17 protein-coding genes are annotated in these 16,829 nt (G+C 64.7%); 3 read left to right on the top strand and 14 right to left on the bottom strand.

All coding sequences use genetic code 11. The annotated features are described in order from the left end of the window. Window positions 1-19 precede the first annotated feature (19 nt). The 14 genes from NKF06_RS02815 to NKF06_RS02750 all read right to left on the bottom strand — a co-directional run bounded on the left by NKF06_RS02815 (window position 20) and on the right by NKF06_RS02750 (window position 14,282). A complete protein-coding gene (locus tag NKF06_RS02815) occupies window positions 20-1,540 on the bottom strand; it encodes an NADH-quinone oxidoreductase subunit N (RefSeq protein ID WP_058828173.1) in 1,521 nt (506 codons plus the stop codon). Next, complete coding sequence (locus NKF06_RS02810; RefSeq protein WP_058566660.1) at window positions 1,541-3,070, bottom strand: NuoM family protein; 1,530 nt, start codon at window positions 3,068-3,070, stop codon at window positions 1,541-1,543. Continuing rightward, window positions 3,067-5,088, bottom strand: a complete 2,022-nt coding sequence (gene nuoL, locus NKF06_RS02805) for an NADH-quinone oxidoreductase subunit L (RefSeq protein ID WP_253244460.1) — start codon at window positions 5,086-5,088, stop codon at window positions 3,067-3,069. The genes NKF06_RS02810 and nuoL overlap by 4 nt, the downstream gene beginning before the upstream one ends. 3 nt (window positions 5,089-5,091) lie before the next feature. After that, a complete protein-coding gene (nuoK, locus tag NKF06_RS02800) occupies window positions 5,092-5,394 on the bottom strand; it encodes an NADH-quinone oxidoreductase subunit NuoK (RefSeq protein WP_042666387.1) in 303 nt (100 codons plus the stop codon). Next, window positions 5,394-5,765, bottom strand: a complete 372-nt coding sequence (locus NKF06_RS02795; RefSeq protein ID WP_253244459.1) for a proton-conducting membrane transporter — start codon at window positions 5,763-5,765, stop codon at window positions 5,394-5,396. The genes nuoK and NKF06_RS02795 overlap by 1 nt, the downstream gene beginning before the upstream one ends. Continuing rightward, window positions 5,762-6,022 (bottom strand): NADH-quinone oxidoreductase subunit J, encoded by a 261-nt coding sequence (locus NKF06_RS02790; protein ID WP_004971032.1) that lies wholly within the window; start codon window positions 6,020-6,022, stop codon window positions 5,762-5,764. Before NKF06_RS02790 ends, NKF06_RS02795 begins: the two co-directional genes overlap by 4 nt. 105 nt (window positions 6,023-6,127) lie before the next feature. Next, window positions 6,128-6,589, bottom strand: coding sequence for an NADH-quinone oxidoreductase subunit I (locus NKF06_RS02785; protein WP_004572690.1), 462 nt, complete (start codon window positions 6,587-6,589; stop codon window positions 6,128-6,130). Further along, entirely contained in the window at window positions 6,586-7,635 is a 1,050-nt protein-coding gene (locus NKF06_RS02780) for a complex I subunit 1 family protein (RefSeq protein WP_042666380.1), read from the bottom strand. The genes NKF06_RS02785 and NKF06_RS02780 overlap by 4 nt, the downstream gene beginning before the upstream one ends. Next, window positions 7,635-9,308, bottom strand: a complete 1,674-nt coding sequence (locus tag NKF06_RS02775; protein ID WP_058828168.1) for an NADH-quinone oxidoreductase subunit D — start codon at window positions 9,306-9,308, stop codon at window positions 7,635-7,637. Before NKF06_RS02775 ends, NKF06_RS02780 begins: the two co-directional genes overlap by 1 nt. Further along, window positions 9,305-10,006: an NADH-quinone oxidoreductase subunit B gene (locus NKF06_RS02770; protein ID WP_008321368.1), complete on the bottom strand. Its 702-nt coding sequence runs from the start codon at window positions 10,004-10,006 to the stop codon at window positions 9,305-9,307. Before NKF06_RS02770 ends, NKF06_RS02775 begins: the two co-directional genes overlap by 4 nt. Continuing rightward, window positions 10,003-10,419, bottom strand: coding sequence for an NADH-quinone oxidoreductase subunit A (locus NKF06_RS02765; protein WP_058828167.1), 417 nt, complete (start codon window positions 10,417-10,419; stop codon window positions 10,003-10,005). Before NKF06_RS02765 ends, NKF06_RS02770 begins: the two co-directional genes overlap by 4 nt. Window positions 10,420-10,607: 188 nt before the next feature. Next, window positions 10,608-11,219: a 5-(carboxyamino)imidazole ribonucleotide mutase gene (purE, locus tag NKF06_RS02760; RefSeq protein WP_058828166.1), complete on the bottom strand. Its 612-nt coding sequence runs from the start codon at window positions 11,217-11,219 to the stop codon at window positions 10,608-10,610. A 6-nt stretch (window positions 11,220-11,225) separates the two neighbouring features. Next, the gene (locus tag NKF06_RS02755) at window positions 11,226-12,374 is read right to left on the bottom strand and encodes a 5-(carboxyamino)imidazole ribonucleotide synthase (protein WP_058828165.1); all 1,149 of its coding nucleotides are present in this window, start codon (window positions 12,372-12,374) and stop codon (window positions 11,226-11,228) included. Between the two features lie 159 nt (window positions 12,375-12,533). Further along, entirely contained in the window at window positions 12,534-14,282 is a 1,749-nt protein-coding gene (locus NKF06_RS02750; RefSeq protein ID WP_253244458.1) for a flippase activity-associated protein Agl23, read from the bottom strand. Window positions 14,283-14,388: 106 nt separating this feature from the next. On the opposite strand from NKF06_RS02750, the gene ribH reads away from it, so the two are divergent. The 3 genes from ribH (at window position 14,389) to NKF06_RS02735 (ending at window position 16,751) form a co-directional block, all read left to right on the top strand. Next, window positions 14,389-14,793: a 6,7-dimethyl-8-ribityllumazine synthase gene (gene ribH, locus NKF06_RS02745; RefSeq protein ID WP_253244457.1), complete on the top strand. Its 405-nt coding sequence runs from the start codon at window positions 14,389-14,391 to the stop codon at window positions 14,791-14,793. Next, complete coding sequence (locus NKF06_RS02740; protein ID WP_004977651.1) at window positions 14,790-15,944, top strand: pyridoxal phosphate-dependent aminotransferase; 1,155 nt, start codon at window positions 14,790-14,792, stop codon at window positions 15,942-15,944. The genes ribH and NKF06_RS02740 overlap by 4 nt, the downstream gene beginning before the upstream one ends. Window positions 15,945-16,157: 213 nt before the next feature. Next, the gene (locus NKF06_RS02735) at window positions 16,158-16,751 is read left to right on the top strand and encodes a type IV pilin N-terminal domain-containing protein (protein ID WP_253244456.1); all 594 of its coding nucleotides are present in this window, start codon (window positions 16,158-16,160) and stop codon (window positions 16,749-16,751) included. Window positions 16,752-16,829: the final 78 nt, after the last annotated feature.

Raw genomic sequence — 16,829 nt, 5'->3', positions numbered from 1 at the left:
AACCGAATCGCCGAAACGCTCAGAAGAGCGCCGCAGCGACGGTCTGGGCCGTCTCGATGACGGGCTGGAAGCCGGGCAGGAGCAGGACCGTCCCGACCGCGGCGAAGATAATCGCCACGTAGAGACCGACCGGCTGGCTGCCGATTTCGAGGGGCTTCGACGGCTCCTCGATCCACATCGCCTTCACGACACGGCTGTAGTAGAACAGCGACAGCGCGCTGTTGACCGCACCGAAGGCGGCGAGCCACCAGAAGCCGGACTCGATGGCCGAGTAGAACAGCGCGTACTTCGAGACGAAGCCGCCGAACGGTGGCAGGCCGGCGAGCGAGAACATGAAGACGGTCATCGCCGTCGCGGCGATGGGCGCCTTCGACGCGATGCCGTTGTAGTCCTCGAACGTGCGGCCGAGGCCCCACTTTTCGACCATGGCGATGAACAGGAACGCGCCCGTGTTCATGAAGCCGTAGACGAGCAGGTGGGCCATGCTCGCGCCGAGCACGTCACCGTTCGCGGCACCGCCGTCGACGGTGATGGCCGCGAGCCCGATGAGCGCGTAGCCGGCGTGCCCGATAGAGGAGTACGCCAGCATGCGCTTGACGTTCTCTTGGGTCGCCGCCGCGAAGTTACCGAGCGTCATCGTGACGACGGCGAGCAGCGCGAACAGAAGCGACCAGTCGACGCTCCCGCCGCCGACCGCGGTGACGGTCTCGAGGGGGAACGCGACGGTGAAGACGCGGAAGGCGACGGCGAAGCCGGCCGCCTTCGACGCCGACGAGAGGAACGCGCTCACGGGAGCGGGCGCGCCCTCGTAGGCCTCCGGCGCCCAGAAGTGGAACGGAACGGAGGCGGTCTTGAACGCGAAGCCGCCGGCGATCATCAGCACGCCGAGGCCGAGGACGCCGACGAGTTCGGTGCCCTCAGCAAGCGTCGCGGCGACTTCCGGGAGCACCAGCGAGCCGGTGACGGCGAACACGAGGCTGATACCGAACGCGAACACCGCCGACGACAGCGCGCCGATGAGGAAGTACTTGAGGCCCGCCTCGATGCTGCCGCGGTCCTTCTTGAGGAACGCGACGAGCGCGTACGAGGGGAGGGACGCGAGTTCGAGACTGACGAAGACGGTCGCCAGCGAGTTCGCCATCCCCATGAGCGTCATACCGGTCGCGGCGAATATGACGAGCGAGTAGAACTCACCCTGGTACTCCTCGTCCGCGAGATAGTCGTAGGAGGCGACGGTCACCATCGCGGTGACGCTGGTGAAGATGAGCGTGAAGAACAGGCTCATCCCGTCGACGACGAGCGCGTCGCCGTACAGCGAAATCGCGCCGCCGGTGGACTCCATACCGGTTCCACCGATGAGGAACCAGGCGGCGATGCCGCCGGCGGCGAGCGCGCCGAGCGTCGCCGTGCCGGCCAGCAGGCCGTTGTTCGTGGAGTCCGGGTCGATGGTGTCGATGAGCAGCAGCGCGAGTCCCGTCAGCGCGAGCACGATGGCGGGAGCCGTCGCCGCCCACTCGGGGAGCGTCTGGAGGGGCGTCATCTAGAACGCACCTCCCAGTTCGAGAATCGGATTAACCGCGTCCTGAATCATCGTGAAGAAGATGTCCGGAGAGACACCGAGCACGATGGTGAGAAGCAGCAGCACCGCGAGGGGTGCGACGTCGTGGAACGGCGCCTCCGTGACGTCGTAGTCGCCGTCGAACCGGAAGGGTCCGAACAGCGTCCGCTGCATCGCGAACAGCAGGTAGCCGGCGACGATGACGATACCGAACATCGCGGCGCCGGTAAACAGCGGCATCGCCTCCATCACCGTGGACTCGAACGCGCCCTTGAAGATGAAGAACTCCGCGGCGAAGCCGGCCATGAGCGGCAGGCCCATGTAGCCGAACGCACCGGCGACGAAGATGCCCGCCGTGACGGGCATCCGGTCGGCGATACCGGACATGTCCGACACCATGCGCGTGTGGGTCGTGTTGTAGATGACGCCGACGGCCATGAACATCAGACCGGAGATGAGGCCGTGGGCGACCATCTGGAAGGTCGCACCGCCGACGCCGTAGGTGGTGTAGGCGATGAGACCGAGGATGACGTACCCCATCGACGAGACGGAGGAGTACGCGACGATACGCTTGAGGTCCTGCTGTGCCAGCGCGAGAAGCGCGCCGTAGATGACGCTCGCGACGGCGAGCAGGGCGATGGGCAGCGCGAAGGCGCGCGCCGTCTCCGGCAGCATCGTGAAGTTGAACCGGAGCAGGGCGTACGTACCCATCTTCAGGAGGACCCCCGCCAGCATGACCGACACCGGCGTGGGGGCCTCAACGTGTGCGTCCGGCAGCCACGTGTGAAGCGGGGCGACCGGGACCTTGACCGCGAACCCGAAGAACATCGCGATGAACGCGACCGACGCGAGCGCGCCGGCCGACAGTCCCGCGAAGCTTCCGAGCTGCCCGGCCTGCAACGCTTGGGCAATCTCGGGCAACCGCAGCGACGTAATCGAGTCGCCGAGGCCGAACACCAGCGAGATGAACCCGATGAACATCACGAGCGACGCGATGTTCGTGTAGACGAAGAACTTAATCGCCGCGTACTTGCGGCGGGGACCGCCCCAGACGCCGATGAGGAAGTACATCGGGACGAGGACGGCCTCCCAGAAGACGAACCAGACGAAGAAGTCGAGCGCCGTGAAGACGCCGAGCAGGTTCGCCTCCATCAGGAGCATCAGCCCGAAGAACTGGGACTGACGCTCCGCGATCGGCGTCCAGGCGCTGACGATAGCGAGCGTGGTGAGGATGGTCGTGAGGACGACGAGCGGCATACTGATGCCGTCGACGCCGACCATCCAGTGGAGGTCGTACTGGCCGAGTTGCAGCCAGACGACGTCTGTCTCGAACGCGATGTTCCCGCCGAGTAAGGCGTTCCCGCTCGCGTCGTACTGTTGCCACATGTAGAGGCTCCCGATGACGGGAGCCAGACTCAGCGCGAAGGCCGCCTTGCCGGCGTACCGGTCCGGCAGGACGAAGGTGACCAGCGCGGCGAGGAACGTGACTGCGATGAGCGCTTCGATTATCATGCGAACCAACCTCCGAGCAGGCCGAGACCGAGAAGCAGCGCGGTCAGACCGAGCGTGAGGAGCGCCGCGTAGTTGCTCACCACACCGGTCTGAATGCGCTTGACGCGACCGCCAGCGAACAGGCTCACGCTGGAGATACCGTTGACGACGCCGTCGACGATACCCTGGTCGAACTTATCGAGGACGCGCGAGATGGGCTGGACGACGCCGGTCGCGATCCAGACCTGGTACTCGTCCTGGTAGTAGTTGTTGTACAGTACGGTCTTGATGCTCCCGAGCTTGTCCGTGTGTTCGATGGGCTCGGGGACGTTGTACAGCACGTGTGCGAGCGCGGCACCGCCGAGCGCGAAGCCGAGCGAGACGGCCGCACCGATAGCGACCGTTCCGGCCTCGCCGCCGATGTAGCCCGAACTGTACGGGATGAGTTCGGCGTAGTGGTGCGCGTTCAGCGAGCTGAAGCTTCCGTCGAGGAACTGGTGCAGGAAGTCGATTCCCTTGATGCCGAAGAGCTTCTCGACCGGGACCATGTTGACGAGCCCGGTCGTCGCGGCGAGCACGCCGAGAACGGCGAGCGGACCCTTGACGTTCCAGCGAACGCCGTGGGGGTCACGCGCCGTTCCGGACCGTGGCTCGCCGTGGAAGGTGAGGAACACCATCCGGAAGGTGTAGAACCCCGTGAAGAACACGGCGAGCAGGCCCATCGCGTACGCAGCGAGCAGAATCGGACTGCCACCGAGGCCGTGAATAAGCGTCTCGTAGAGGACCTCGTCTTTCGACCAGAAGCCTGCGAACGGGACGATACCCGCGAGGGCGAGCGACCCGGAGAGGAACGCGTAGTAGGTCACGGGCATCTTGTCTTTCAGACCGCCCATGTCCCACATGTTCTCGTTGTGGTGCATCGCGATGATGACCGAACCGGCACCGAGGAACAGCAGCGCCTTGAAGAAGGCGTGCGTCATGAGGTGGAACGTCGCCGCGACGTAGCCACCGGCACCGAGGCCGAGCATCATGTAGCCGTACTGGCTGATAGTCGAGTACGCGAGCACCTGCTTGATTTCTTTCTTGACGACGCCCATGGTCGCCGCAAAGAGGGCGGTGAAGCCCCCGATGAGGGCGATGATGGCGAGCGTCGTCGGCGTCAGCACGTAGAACCCGTACATCCGGGCGACGAGGTAGACACCGGCCGCAACCATCGTCGCTGCGTGGATGAGCGCGGAGACGGGCGTCGGACCTTCCATCGCGTCCGGGAGCCACGTGTGCAGAGGGAACTGTGCGGACTTCCCGACGACGCCCCCGAGAACGAGGAGGCCGACGACGGTGAACCACGCCTGTTCTCCCATACCGAGGAACGTGTTGACCGAGTGTTCGCCGTTGAGCGCTTCCTCGGCGAGAACCGGGAAGGCGTCCGGGCCGGCGAAGGCGGCGGAGCCGAACGTCGCGAACACCGCGACGACGCCGATGAGGAAGAAGTAGTCACCGAAGCGGGTGACGAGGAACGCCTTCTTCGCGGCACTCGGCGGGCCGTCCTGCCGGAAGTGGAAGCCGATGAGCAGGTAGGAACACAGGCCCACCAGCTCGAAGAACATGAACGCCATGAGCAGGTTGTCGGCGACGACGAACCCGAGCATGGAGGCGGTGAACAGGCCGAGCCCGGCGTAGTAGCGCGGGAGGCCAGTCTCGCCCTCGTCGTTCATGTAGCCGAGGCTGAAGATGTGGACGAGGAGCGCGACGAGCGTCACGATGACGAGCATCATCGACGAAAGCGGGTCGATGAGTAGACCGAACGTCAGGTTGATGGCGTCGAGGCCCTCCGCCCACGTGTAAATCGTTTGGTTGTAGGTCTGTCCGCCGCTGACGGCGAAGAACGTCGCGATCGACAGGACGAACGAGCCCGCCGTCGCGCCGATACCCGCCAGCGCGCCTCCCTTCGGCATGTACCGTCCCGCCCCGAGCGCGATCAGGAACGAGAGGAACGGGAGGAGGACGATGGCCGGAGCGAAGTCTAAGATACCTGCCATAGATTACCACCTCATCGTGGTCGCGTTAGTCACGTCCACGCCGTCGAAGTTGCGGTACAGTACGAGGATGATGCCGATACCGACCGCCACCTCGGCGGCGGCGAGCGCCAGCGTGAACAGGGTGAACGTCTGGCCCGTCACGTTGCCCCAGTAGTAGGAGAACGCGACGAGGTTGATGTTCGCGGCGTTCAGCATCAGTTCGACCGACATCAGGAACAACAGCGCGTTCCGTCGAGTCAAGAGGCCGAAGATGCCGATACAGAACACGGCGGCCGACAGGACGAGGTAATACTGCGCGGGGACCATCAGTTGTCACCCTCCTCGTCGTCGAACAGCGTCTGCTTGAGTTCCCGACCACCGTCGGTCAGGATAGTCCGCATCTGCCCCGTAGTAGTGTCCTCGCGGCGAGCGAGGAGCACCGCGCCGGTGAGCGCGGCGACGAGCACGAGGTCGATGATTTCGAATGCGACCAGCATGCTCTCGCCGTCGACGCTTCCGAACCCGAGGTTGAACATCGAATAGCCGATGCTCGCGGTGATGTTTGCTCCCTCTGGGAACCCCTGTGGGTTCGGGAACGACGCACCGAGGAACACGACCGCCATCACGACGAACAGCGCGACGGCAGCGAGTCCGGGCACGAGGTGCGAACCGAGTTTCAGCTGCGGTTTGGTTGTCATGTACTACTCACCTCCGGATTGATACGCGTCAGCATCACGGCGAACGTGATGAGAATCAGTACCCCGCCGACGTAGACGAGGACTTGCATGGCGGCGAGGAACTCCGCCTGCAACATCACGTAATGCACCGCGACGCTCAAGAGCGCGCCCCCGAGCAGGAGTGCGGAATGCCAGATGTCCCGCACGAGGACGACGCCCAGGCTGCAGCCCACGGTAATGAGGGCGAACAGCGCGAACGCGATGGTTTCATAAACCATTGTGTATGTCTCCTTGAGATATCCCTTTGAACATTTCGAGAACGTCCTCAGCGTCCGGTAGCGGACGCGGGCTGACGGGACTCGAACGATTCACTCGCGGTCATGTTACTGGTAGTCGACCTCTCCTTCGCCCTCGCCGATCCACGCGTTGCGGTCGGGGTTGCGGGAGTTGAGCGGGTCGATGTCCTTGTACCACGGGACGTTCTTGAGCTGTTCTTTGTTGTAGACGAAGTCGTTCTTGGTGTCCGCCGTGAACTCGAAGTTCTGCGTGAGTAGGATGGCGTCGACGGGACAGACCTCCTCGCACAGCCGGCAGTAGATACACTGGCCGATGTGGAGGTTGTACTGCTCGCCGTTGCGCTTGTCGTCCTGAACGATCTGAATCGTGTCGTTCGGACAGACGTTCTCACACTGACGGCACCAGATACACCGCTCTTGGCTGAACTTGTGGACGCCGCGGAAACGCGGGCTCACTTCGGGCGCGGTCTCGGGGTACTCGACCGTGAACGTCTGCCCGTCGAGCGCGTGCTTCAGCGTCACTGCCATGCCTTTGAGGATTCCGATCATGCAATCACCCCCACGATGATGGCCGTGAGAACCAGGTTGGCGAAGGAGAGCACGAGCATCCCCTTCCAACCGATTTCGAGGAACTGATCGACGCGAAGGCGCGGAACCGCGGAGCGCGCCCACTGGGTGAACAGGAAGAACGCCCAGATTTTGATGGTGAACCAGACGAATCCGGGCAGGACCGGGCCCGCCGGACCGCCGAGGAACAGGGTCGCCGCGATAGCGCCGCCGAGGAAAATGTGAATGAACTCACCGAGGTAGATGAGCACGAAGTAGACCGAGGAGTACTCGGTCTGATACCCGGCGACAATCTCGGTCGGCGCTTCGGGGATGTCGAATGGGTTGCGGCCGACCTCCGCGAGGTTCGCGATGATGAACAGCGCGAACGCGAAGGGGTTCACGAACGCGAACCACGTCGGAATCGTCACGCCCGCGACCGAAAGCAGCGGCTCGGCCTGCACGGCGACGATTTCGCTCATGCGGAGCGAGCCGGCGAAGATGACGACCGAGGCCGCCGTGACGACGAGCGGAATCTCGTAGGCGATGTTCGCCGCGACGGCGCGGAGCGCACCGATGAGCGAGAACTTGTTGTTCGACGCGTAGCCGGTCATGACGATGCCAAGCGAGGCGATAGACGCCGCGGCGAAGGCGAACGCGAGGCCGGTTTCGGGGTCCGCGAGCTGGATGCCGTTACCCATCGGGATGACGGCGAATCCGAGCAGCGCAGAGAAGGGAATGACTATCGGCGCGAGGTCCCACGCGGGACGGTCGACGCCCTCGGGAACAATGAGCTCCTTCGACAGCAGACGGACTGCGTCCGTGACGATGGTCAGGAGACCGAACGGACCGATTCGGTTGACCGCGATACGGTCACCGAAGGCGGCCGTAATCTTCCGTTTGGCCCACGGCCCGGCGAACGCCGTCATGATGAGCATGATGTTGGCGACGAGGAACGCGCCGACGAGTCCGCCGACAACGTCCCCGAGGACGCCTTCGAGGCCGAGGAGGCCGCTGATCGTGTCCGGAAGGACCGCTTGCAGACTCATTACCGGTCCACCTCTCCGAGAACGATGTCGAGACTGCCGAGCGAGGCAATCATGTCGGGGATGTACTCACCCTCGGACATCTCGGGGAGCGTCTGCAGGTTCGAGAAGCACGGACTGCGAATCTTGAAGCGGGCCGGCTTGTCGGTGCCGTCGGCGCGAATGTAGATGCCGAGTTCGCCCTTCGCGCCTTCGACGGCGCGGTAGATTTCCGTGTCCTCTTCGGGCTTCAGGGTGCGCGGAACGTTGGCCTGGATGTTCCGCTCGTCTTCGGGCCAGTCTTCGAGCAGGTCGACACACTGCTGGATGATCTTGGCCGACTCCTCGACCTCGCGCATACGCACGAGCAGGCGCGAGAAGTTATCGCAACCGTCCTCGACGACGACGTCCCAGTCGAGTTCGTCGTAGTAACCGTAGGAGTCGTCGCGGCGGAGGTCGTAGTCGATGCCGGAGCCGCGAGCGACCGGTCCGGTCGCGCCGTAGCTCTTTGCGACTTCCGGCGGCAGGACGCCCGTGCCGACCGTACGGGCCTGGAGGATCTCGTTCGAGGTGATCATGTCGTGGTACTCCTCGAGGGCCTGCGGAAGCCCGTCGAGGAAGTCACGAATCTTCTCGAAGAACTCCTCGCGGGGTTCGGGGAGGTCCCAGACGACCCCGCCGAGCCGGAAGTAGTTGAACATCATGCGCTGACCGGTGAGGTCTTCGAGGATGTTCTGGACGATTTCACGGTCCCGCATGGCGTACATGAAGATGGCCGTGAAGTCGCCGTACACGTCCAGCGCGAACGTACCGAGCGCGATCATGTGCGACGCGATGCGGCACAGTTCCGCGCTCATCGTCCGGATGATCTGGGCGTACTCGGGGACCTCGATATCCGCGAGGTCCTCCGCGGTGCGGGCGTAGGCCCACTCGTTCAGGAGACCGGCCGAGATGTAGTCCCAGCGGTCGGGGTACGGCATAATCTGGTGCCGGTAGGTCCCCTGCTGACACATCTGCTCCTCGCAGCGGTGGAGGTAGCCGATGTCGGATTCGAGGTCGACGACCTGTTCGCCGTCGACGACCGTCTCGACGTGCAGCACGCCGTGGGTCGCCGGGTGGTGGGGTCCGATGTTGATGTACATCGTGTTGCTGTCCCCGGCGCGGTGGTCCTCTTCGAGCGGATTCGCGTGCTCGCGGAGCGTCGCGATCTGCGGGCGGTCCTGGTCGTAGTCCAGCCCGAGCGGGTGGCCCTGCCACGTCTCCGGCAGGAGGATGCGGCGCAGGTCCGGGTGGTCTTCGTACTGGATGCCGACGAGGTCGTACGCCTCTCGCTCGTGCCAGTCGGCCGTCCGGAACACCGGTTCGGCGGACTGACTGACCGGGTTGTCCTTCGACGTAGGCACGACGACCGAGACCTCGTCGGTCCGGTCGTCGAACTTCGTCAGGTGGTAGATCGACTCGTAGCGGTCCTCGTACTCCTGTGCGGTCACACACGAGAGGTGGTCGAAGCCGGCCTCGTCTCGGAGCTTGAACAGCGCGTCTTGGACCTCGTCGGGACGGATGACGAGGCCGGGCGCGTTCATGTGCTCTTCGCGGCCGACGACGAGGTCGCCGAGCAGGTCGGCGAGTTCGTCGCCGCGGCTGACGCCCGATTCGAGTTCCGCGGGTTCGTCGGACTGTTGCTCTTCGAGACTCATGGCGAATCAGCCCAGTTGTACCGCATAACGAGGTCGTCCTCGTCGATCTGCGCGGCGAGTTTGTCGACGATTTCGTCGCGCTCGAGGTCGCCGAACTGCTCCAGTTCGTACGGCTTGACCGTCACCGGACTGGACTCGCCGTTCGCGATGCGCTCTTGGAGCTTCGCGATACCGTAGATGAGCGCTTCCGGGCGCGGCGGGCAGCCGGGGATGTGGATGTCCACCGGGATGACCTCTTCTGCGCCCTTGATAACGTTGTAGCCCTCCTGGAACGGGCCGCCGGAAATCGTACACGACCCCATGCCGACGACGAACTTCGGCTCGGGCATCTGGTCGTAGACGCGCTTCATGCGCGGGGCGAACTTCGAAACGATCGTCCCCGGCACGATAATCACGTCGGCCTGTCGCGGCGACGCACGCGGCACACCCGCCGCGAATCGGTCCAGGTCGTGCTTGATCGCGTAGGTGTGCATCATCTCGATGCTGCAGCACGCGATACCGAACTGCAGCATGAACATCGAGGACCCGCGGACCCAGTTCATGAACTTGTCGAACTTCGTGAGGATGAACGGTGACGAGCCGAACGCCTCCCGAAGCTTCGAGTTGAACCGGTCGTCCGCCCCCGCCATCCGGGCATCGCGAGTCTCGGTCTGTACCTGTGTATCGTCAGTGACGAATGGTTTCTGTTCGCTACTCATGCATCTTGTCTCTCTGTCTTACGACGACTTGCCTGCGGGCTTTTGACCCACTTGACTGCGCCGTTGCGCCACGCCCAGACGAGGCCGACGACGAGGACACCGATGAAAACGAGCATCGGCGTCAGAATCGTCGCCAGCGACGCGCCCTGTTCGAGGGCAGAGCGGTAAATGACCGTCCACGGGAAAATCAGGACGGTCTCGATGTCGAACACGAGGAACAGCAGCGCGACCATGTAGTACTGAATGTTAAACTGGACGCGCGCCGTGCCTGTCGGCACCTCACCACTCTCGTACGTGGCACTCTTTCCTTGTTCCGGTACGCTTGGGCGAAGCAGCGCCGACACCGCCATCATCGCGAGCGGTAAGCCGACACCGACCAAACCCATCGCACCGATTGCAATCCAATCACTCATGCCGTGTCTCCCTGACGTGCGGCGGTTAGAAGCGCTCCCCTATAAACATTGATTTGTGTGTTTCGGGCGCGAGAGGGCTTCTATTTGGAAAATACGCGAGAGACGCCCGGAACCCCGCGCGGGCAGGGTTTCGACGCCGGGAACGGCTCTCGATTGCGGAAAACTGACTGGGGATAACGGGCGCTTCGCTACCGCGAGTCGCGGAAGCCCGCGACCCCGAGGTCGTGGAGCGCGGCCGAGGTCTCGGCCACGTCGGAAACGAGGTCCTCGTGGTACTCGACGAGCCGGTCTTCGAGTTCGGGGTACCCCCGAGAAAGCGCCTGTACGGCCGAAAGTGCGGCGTTGAATGACTTGCCGGCGTCGACCGCGACGATGGGCGCGCCCGTCGGCATCCCGATGACCGAGTCCACCGACTTCTCCTGAACGGGGACGCCGACGACCGGAAGCGGGTACGCGATTGAGGCGGTCATGTTCGGCAGGTCCGCGGACTTGCCGCCCGCGCCGGCGATGATGACCTCGACGCCGCGGTCGCGCGCGGTGTCGCCGTAGGCGTACATCAAGTCCGGCGTCCGGTGTGCTGAGACGACGTACGTCTCGTAGGTGAATCGCTCCTCGGGCGGCGCGTCGAAGTCCGTCTGTTCGCCGAACCCGAGCGTGTCCAGCGCCTCGTGCGCGCCGGACATCACGTCGAGGTCGGAGTCCGACCCCATGATGATTCCCACGTCGGGCGTCGTCTCGGGGTCGCGGTCGGCGTCGGCCTGTGCGTGCAGTTCGTCGATGAGGTCCCGTTCTGTCGTCATTGTGTATCAGTCGAAGTGTAGTCCGTCCCGGAGGTCGCGCGTGCGTGCGAGAAGCGCTTCGAGGTCGACATCGCCGTCGCCGACGGCGGTGAGGTGGCCCATCTTGCGGAGCGGGCGCACCTCGTCTTTGCCGTACCAGTGCAGCGAGACGCCCGATTCCGCAAGCGCGTCGTCGAGGCCGCCGAGGCGCGCGGGTCGGCTCTCGTCGACGGTGCCGAGGACGTTCGCCATCACGGTGGGCGACCGGCGGGTCGTCGCGCCGAGGGGCCACCCGAGGACGGCGCGGACGTGCTGTTCGAACTGCGAGGCGAGCGCGCCCTCGATGGTCCAGTGGCCGGAGTTGTGCGGGCGCGGCGCGACCTCGTTGACGAGCACGTCGCCCGCCGGGGTCTCGAACAGTTCGATGCCGAAGACGCCGCGGCCGGGCAGGTGCGAAAGCACCTCGCGGGCGACGCGGTCGGCCTCCTCGCGAACCTCGTCGGTCGTCCGCGCCGGGACGACGGTCTCGCGGAGAATCTCCTCCTCGTGGACGTTCTCGCCCACGGGGAAGGTCCGAATTTCGTCCTCACCGCGGATACCGATGACAGACAGTTCGCGCTCGAAGTCGACGAACGCCTCGGCCATCGCCGGGCCGCCGACCGCCTCGATGGCGGCCTCGGCGTCCTCGGGGTCGGTGACGGGGACGTTCCCGCGGCCGTCGTAGCCGCCGGTTCGGGCTTTCAGCATGACCGAGCCGAACTCGTCGAGTGCGTCGCGGAGGTCGGCCGCGTCGTCGACGCGGTGGAACGGGGGAATCGGAATGCCCGCCTCGCCGAAGGTGTCCTTCTGGACCAGTTTGTCCTCGATGGTCCGGAGCGCGTCGGGCGAGGGGTGGACATCGATTCCCTCCTCGGCGGCCAGTTCGTCGAGCAGGTCCGGGTCGGCGAGTTCGATTTCGAACGTCAGCGCGTCGGCCCGCGCGGCGAGTTCCGCCATCGCCTCGGGGTCGTCGAAGTCGCCGACGATTTGGTCGGCGACGGCCGATGCCGGGCAGTCGGGTGTCGGGTCGAGCACGACGATGTCGACGCCGAGCGGTGCGGCGGCCTCGCCGAGCATGCGCCCGAGCTGGCCCCCACCGACGACGCCGAGCGTGGGTCCGGGTACGGTGACGGTCACAGTCGCGGGTTCAGTACGTCGGTGCATAAACGTTGCCACATTATGTGTTCAAATAGGCACGTTCGTGGATACAATCGGGGCAGAAGACGCAGAACGAGCCGGGCGCTCGAACGCGTCGAACGCGAGAAAAATCGGGTCGTCGAACGCCGCAGGTCGGCGTCAGCCCCGCGTCTCGTTCGCGGTCGCGAGCGCGTCCTCGTCGATAAAGACGACCACGTCCTCGCTCCAGAGTTTGAAGGCGTGCTGGCGCACGACGTAGCCGTCGAGTTCGGATTCGAGTTCGGTTCGGTCCCACTCGTAGGCGATGACGACCGGCGGCGCGTCGGCGGTCACCTCGGAGACGTTCGCGTCCGGCGCGCTACTGGTGCGCTCGACGCCTGAGCCCTCGAAGTACCACGGGAACGGGAGTCGACTGTGCCACGAGGGCCCACCGAGTGGGTTCGACTCGTTGGAGACGTAGAAGTGCGTCTCGTCGCTGTCCGGCGGGTGGGTTCCGTACAGGAGCACGTCGGTTCCGGGGTTGGCGGCCGACACGCGCTCTACGTCGTCGAGCGTGGCCTTGAGGTCGTTTTCGGGTTGGGCCCACTGGAGCACCTCCTTGTCCTCGTCGGTCGAGGCGTTCCAGTAGTCGACGTTGGCGGCCGCGACGCCGCCGACTGAGGCGACGAGCACGAGCGCCGCGAGGCCGACGCCGACCGTGTCCTTGGCGTCGAGCGCCTGCACGCCGGAGCGGAAGACGAACGCCGCGCCGACCGCCGCCGGGACCGCGAGCGGGACGATCGCGTGGACGACGACCCACGGCGCTTGGATGTCGGTCGCCAGCGGGTAGCCGAAGATGCTCACGACGCCCCAGTAGGTCGCGAAGGCGACGAGCCAGCGGACCCGTCCGGCGACGACGCCGTACCGGTCCACGACGATGCCGACGAGCGCGAAGACGATGAGCACCGGCGCGCCGTAGACGAACGTTTCGAGGAAGTCCTTCAAGTACGGGAGATACTCGTGGGACTGGTGGCTTCCGCCGAGCCAACTGCCGAACATCTCGGAGACCGCGCCGACGGTCCCGGCTTCGAGAACGGGCAGAACCGCAGTTGAGCCGCCGAGCGCGTTCCAGAGGTCGGGCCGCGGCGCGTAGAAGAAGACGAAGACGGCGAGGAAGGCGAGCAGCCCCCCGAGGACGCCTGCGGCGTACCGAATCGCGCCGTAACTGAGACTTCCCGCCCCGCGTGCGCGAAGTCGGTCGCGGATGCTCGCGGGCAGTTCCGAAAAGAGGACATCGCGGGCGGACTCGCCGGCCGAGGTGCGGGCGAGCAGTCGGTGGTCGAAGACGAGGAACGCCGCCCCGAGGAAACACGCGAGGTAGACGACGTAGTTCTCCTTGGCTGCCGAGCCGGTCGCGAAGGAGACGCCCGCGGGGATGAGGTAGGCGAGGCGGCCGGTGTCGTACGCGCGGACGACGAAGCCGAGCGCGACGAACGAGAAGGCGGCCACCAGCACGTCGTTGCGCATGAACCGCGAGTAGTAGACCAAGATGGGATTCGCCGCGAGGAAGAGCGCGAGCGCGACCATCTCGTCGCGGCGGAGATGCTCTCGGAACAGCCAGACCGAAAGCGGGAGCAGGCCGCCGACGAGCGCCACGGGAAGTCGAGCCGTGAAGTCGGTCGCCGGGAGGACCGCGAAGAGATAGTCGTTGACGACGGGGAGAAACGGGCCGTGGATGATGGGCCGGTAGGAGAACTCGCCGGTCTCGTGATACCGAAGAATCCAGTAGCCGACGCGGCCTTCGTCCCAGTGGAAGATGCGGCCGCCGAGGTCGACGAGGCGGACGAGGAGGGCGACGACCACCGCGCCCGAAAGCGCCAGGAGGGCACGGGACCGAGTGACCGTCTCGGTCCCACTGTCAGTACTCATGCCCACCCATCGCGACGCCGACAATACAACTTTTGTGCTTGTCCGCCGCCGGACCAAATTCGGTCGGTGTCGGTAGTTCTTTTATCCGAGACGGGAAGGGTCGGCCATGGTCTCTCTCGGACTCGTCGTGGCCCGATTCAACTCGTCGGTCACGGAACAGATGGAGGAGGCGGCCCGCGACGCGGCCGCCGAGCGCGACGCAGAGGTGGTCGAGACGGTTCAGGTACCCGGCGCGTACGACTCGCCTCTCGCGGCCGACCGACTCGCCCGCCGCGACGACATCGACGCCGTCGTCGTCATCGGCGCAATCGTCACCGGCGACACCGACCACGACCGCGTCATCGCCGACGCGACCGCGAAGTCGCTGACTGAGGTCTCGTTGGACCGCGACAAGCCCGTCTCGTTCGGCGTCTCCGGCCCCGGCATGAGCGGCGCTGAGGCGCGCGAGCGCGTCAGCAAAGGTGCGGAAGCGGTTTACGCTGCGACTGATATGGTGGAGGCGTTGGCATGAACTTCGATTTCAGCGACCGAGTCGGCCGCGTCGAACCGAGCGCGACGCTCGCCATCTCGAACCTCGCGAGCGAACTGGAAGCGCAGGGCGAAGACGTGGTCGACCTCTCGGTCGGCGCACCGGACTTCCCGACCCCGGACAACATCACGCAGGCGGCGAAGGACGCGCTTGACGCGGGACACACGAGCTACACCTCGTCGAACGGAATCCCGGAACTCAAGGATGCAATCGCGGCGAAGCTCCGCGGGAACGGCGTCGACGCCGAGGCCGACGAGGTCATCGTCACGCCCGGCGGCAAGCAGGCGCTCTTCGAGACGTTCCAGACGCTCGTCGACGACGGCGACGAGGTCGTCCTCCTCGACCCCGCGTGGGTCTCCTACGAGGCGATGGTCAAGCTCGCCGGCGGCACCCTCAGCCGCGTCGACCTCGCACAGCACGACTTCAGGCTCGAACCCGCGCTCGACGAACTCGCCGAGACAGTCTCCGACGAGACGAAACTCCTCGTCGTCAACTCCCCGTCGAACCCGACGGGCGGCGTCTTCTCCGACGCGGCGCTCGAAGGCGTCCGCGACCTCGCGGTCGAACACGACTTCGCCGTCATCTCCGACGAGATTTACGAGCGCATCGTCTACGACGGCTTCGAGCACACCTCGCTGGGCTCCCTCGACGGGATGGAAGACCGCACCATCACCATCAACGGCTTCTCCAAGGCGTTCTCGATGACCGGCTGGCGGCTCGGCTACCTCCACGCCCCGTCGGACCTCATCTCGCAGGCCGGTAAGCTCCACTCGCATTCGGTCTCCTGCGCCGTGAACTTCGTCCAGCACGCCGGCGTCGAGGCGCTCTCGGAGCGCACCGACGACGACGTCGAGGAGATGCGCCAGGCGTTCGAGGCCCGCCGCGACATGCTCGTGGACCTCCTCGCCGAACACGACGTTGATGTCGCCGTCCCGAAGGGCGCGTTCTACATGATGCTCCCCGTCGACGACGACGACCAGGCGTGGTGTGAAGGTGCGATTCAGGACGCAAAGGTCGCGACCGTCCCCGGGAGCGCCTTCAACGCACCGGGGTACGCCCGAATCTCCTACGCCGCGAGCGAAGAGCGACTCCGCGAGGCCGTCGAGCGCCTCGCCGAGCACGACTACATCTAATCCCCCGCTGCGACCCGACTTTTCTACCGTCGTATCGAGCCCCGAGAGCGCGTACTGGCAACTAATCTGACAGTGTGCTAGGGCTGAACGTGATTTTTGTTGTCTTATCTCCGGTTAGATTTATCTTGTCTACCCACCATGTACTAGTCGTACATACCGCTCTTTGGGTGGGTTCTCCGCGGACGGGCCGCGTATGTATGGAGCATACAATTCATGAAAATAAGACAACTACTAGCAGACGATGGTGCAGTCTCGCCGGTCATCGGCGTGATTCTGATGGTTGCGATTACAGTCATTCTCGCGGCCGTTATCGGGACGTTCGTCCTCGGACTGGGTGAGCAGACTGAGTCTGCACCGCAGGCGAGTTTCAGCTTCGACTTCACGGACAATGACCAGACGTCATCTGATTCCCCTGATTCACTCTCAATCACGCACGATGCAGGGACTGCAATTAGTTCAGAACGGTTGACCTTTGCAGTATCTGGTGCGACCGCTGTTGATGCCGCCTCCTCAACTCCAGCTTCGATAGCAGTCGGCGGGACGTTGGGTGATTCGTCTTGGGATATCCTATCGTCGGGTACGGTGAATGCGGGACAAACAGTCACTCTGGATGGTGACGACTTCATGTATAACACCGATGGACCAACGGACGACACCCTTGCAGATGGGACCACCGATGACACGGCTGATACACCCGCAGACAACGAAGCACTCGACCTGAGCGGTGCAACGGTCCGTATCGTCTGGACCTCGGAGTCCGGTGAGAACTCTGCAACGATTCAGACGTGGACCGGCCCCGAGGCCTAACCACCTCCGTAACGATTTCGTCGTAATCGGCCCCGACGCGGCCGACGACAATGCCGGCTTTTTACCAAAACTGTTCTC

The sequence above is a fragment of the Haloferax sp. AB510 genome (assembly GCF_024136985.1).
Classification (GTDB): Archaea; Halobacteriota; Halobacteria; order Halobacteriales; family Haloferacaceae; genus Haloferax.
The sequence above is the reverse complement of the archived record's forward strand: the minus strand, read 5'-3'. Positions and strand labels throughout refer to the sequence as shown.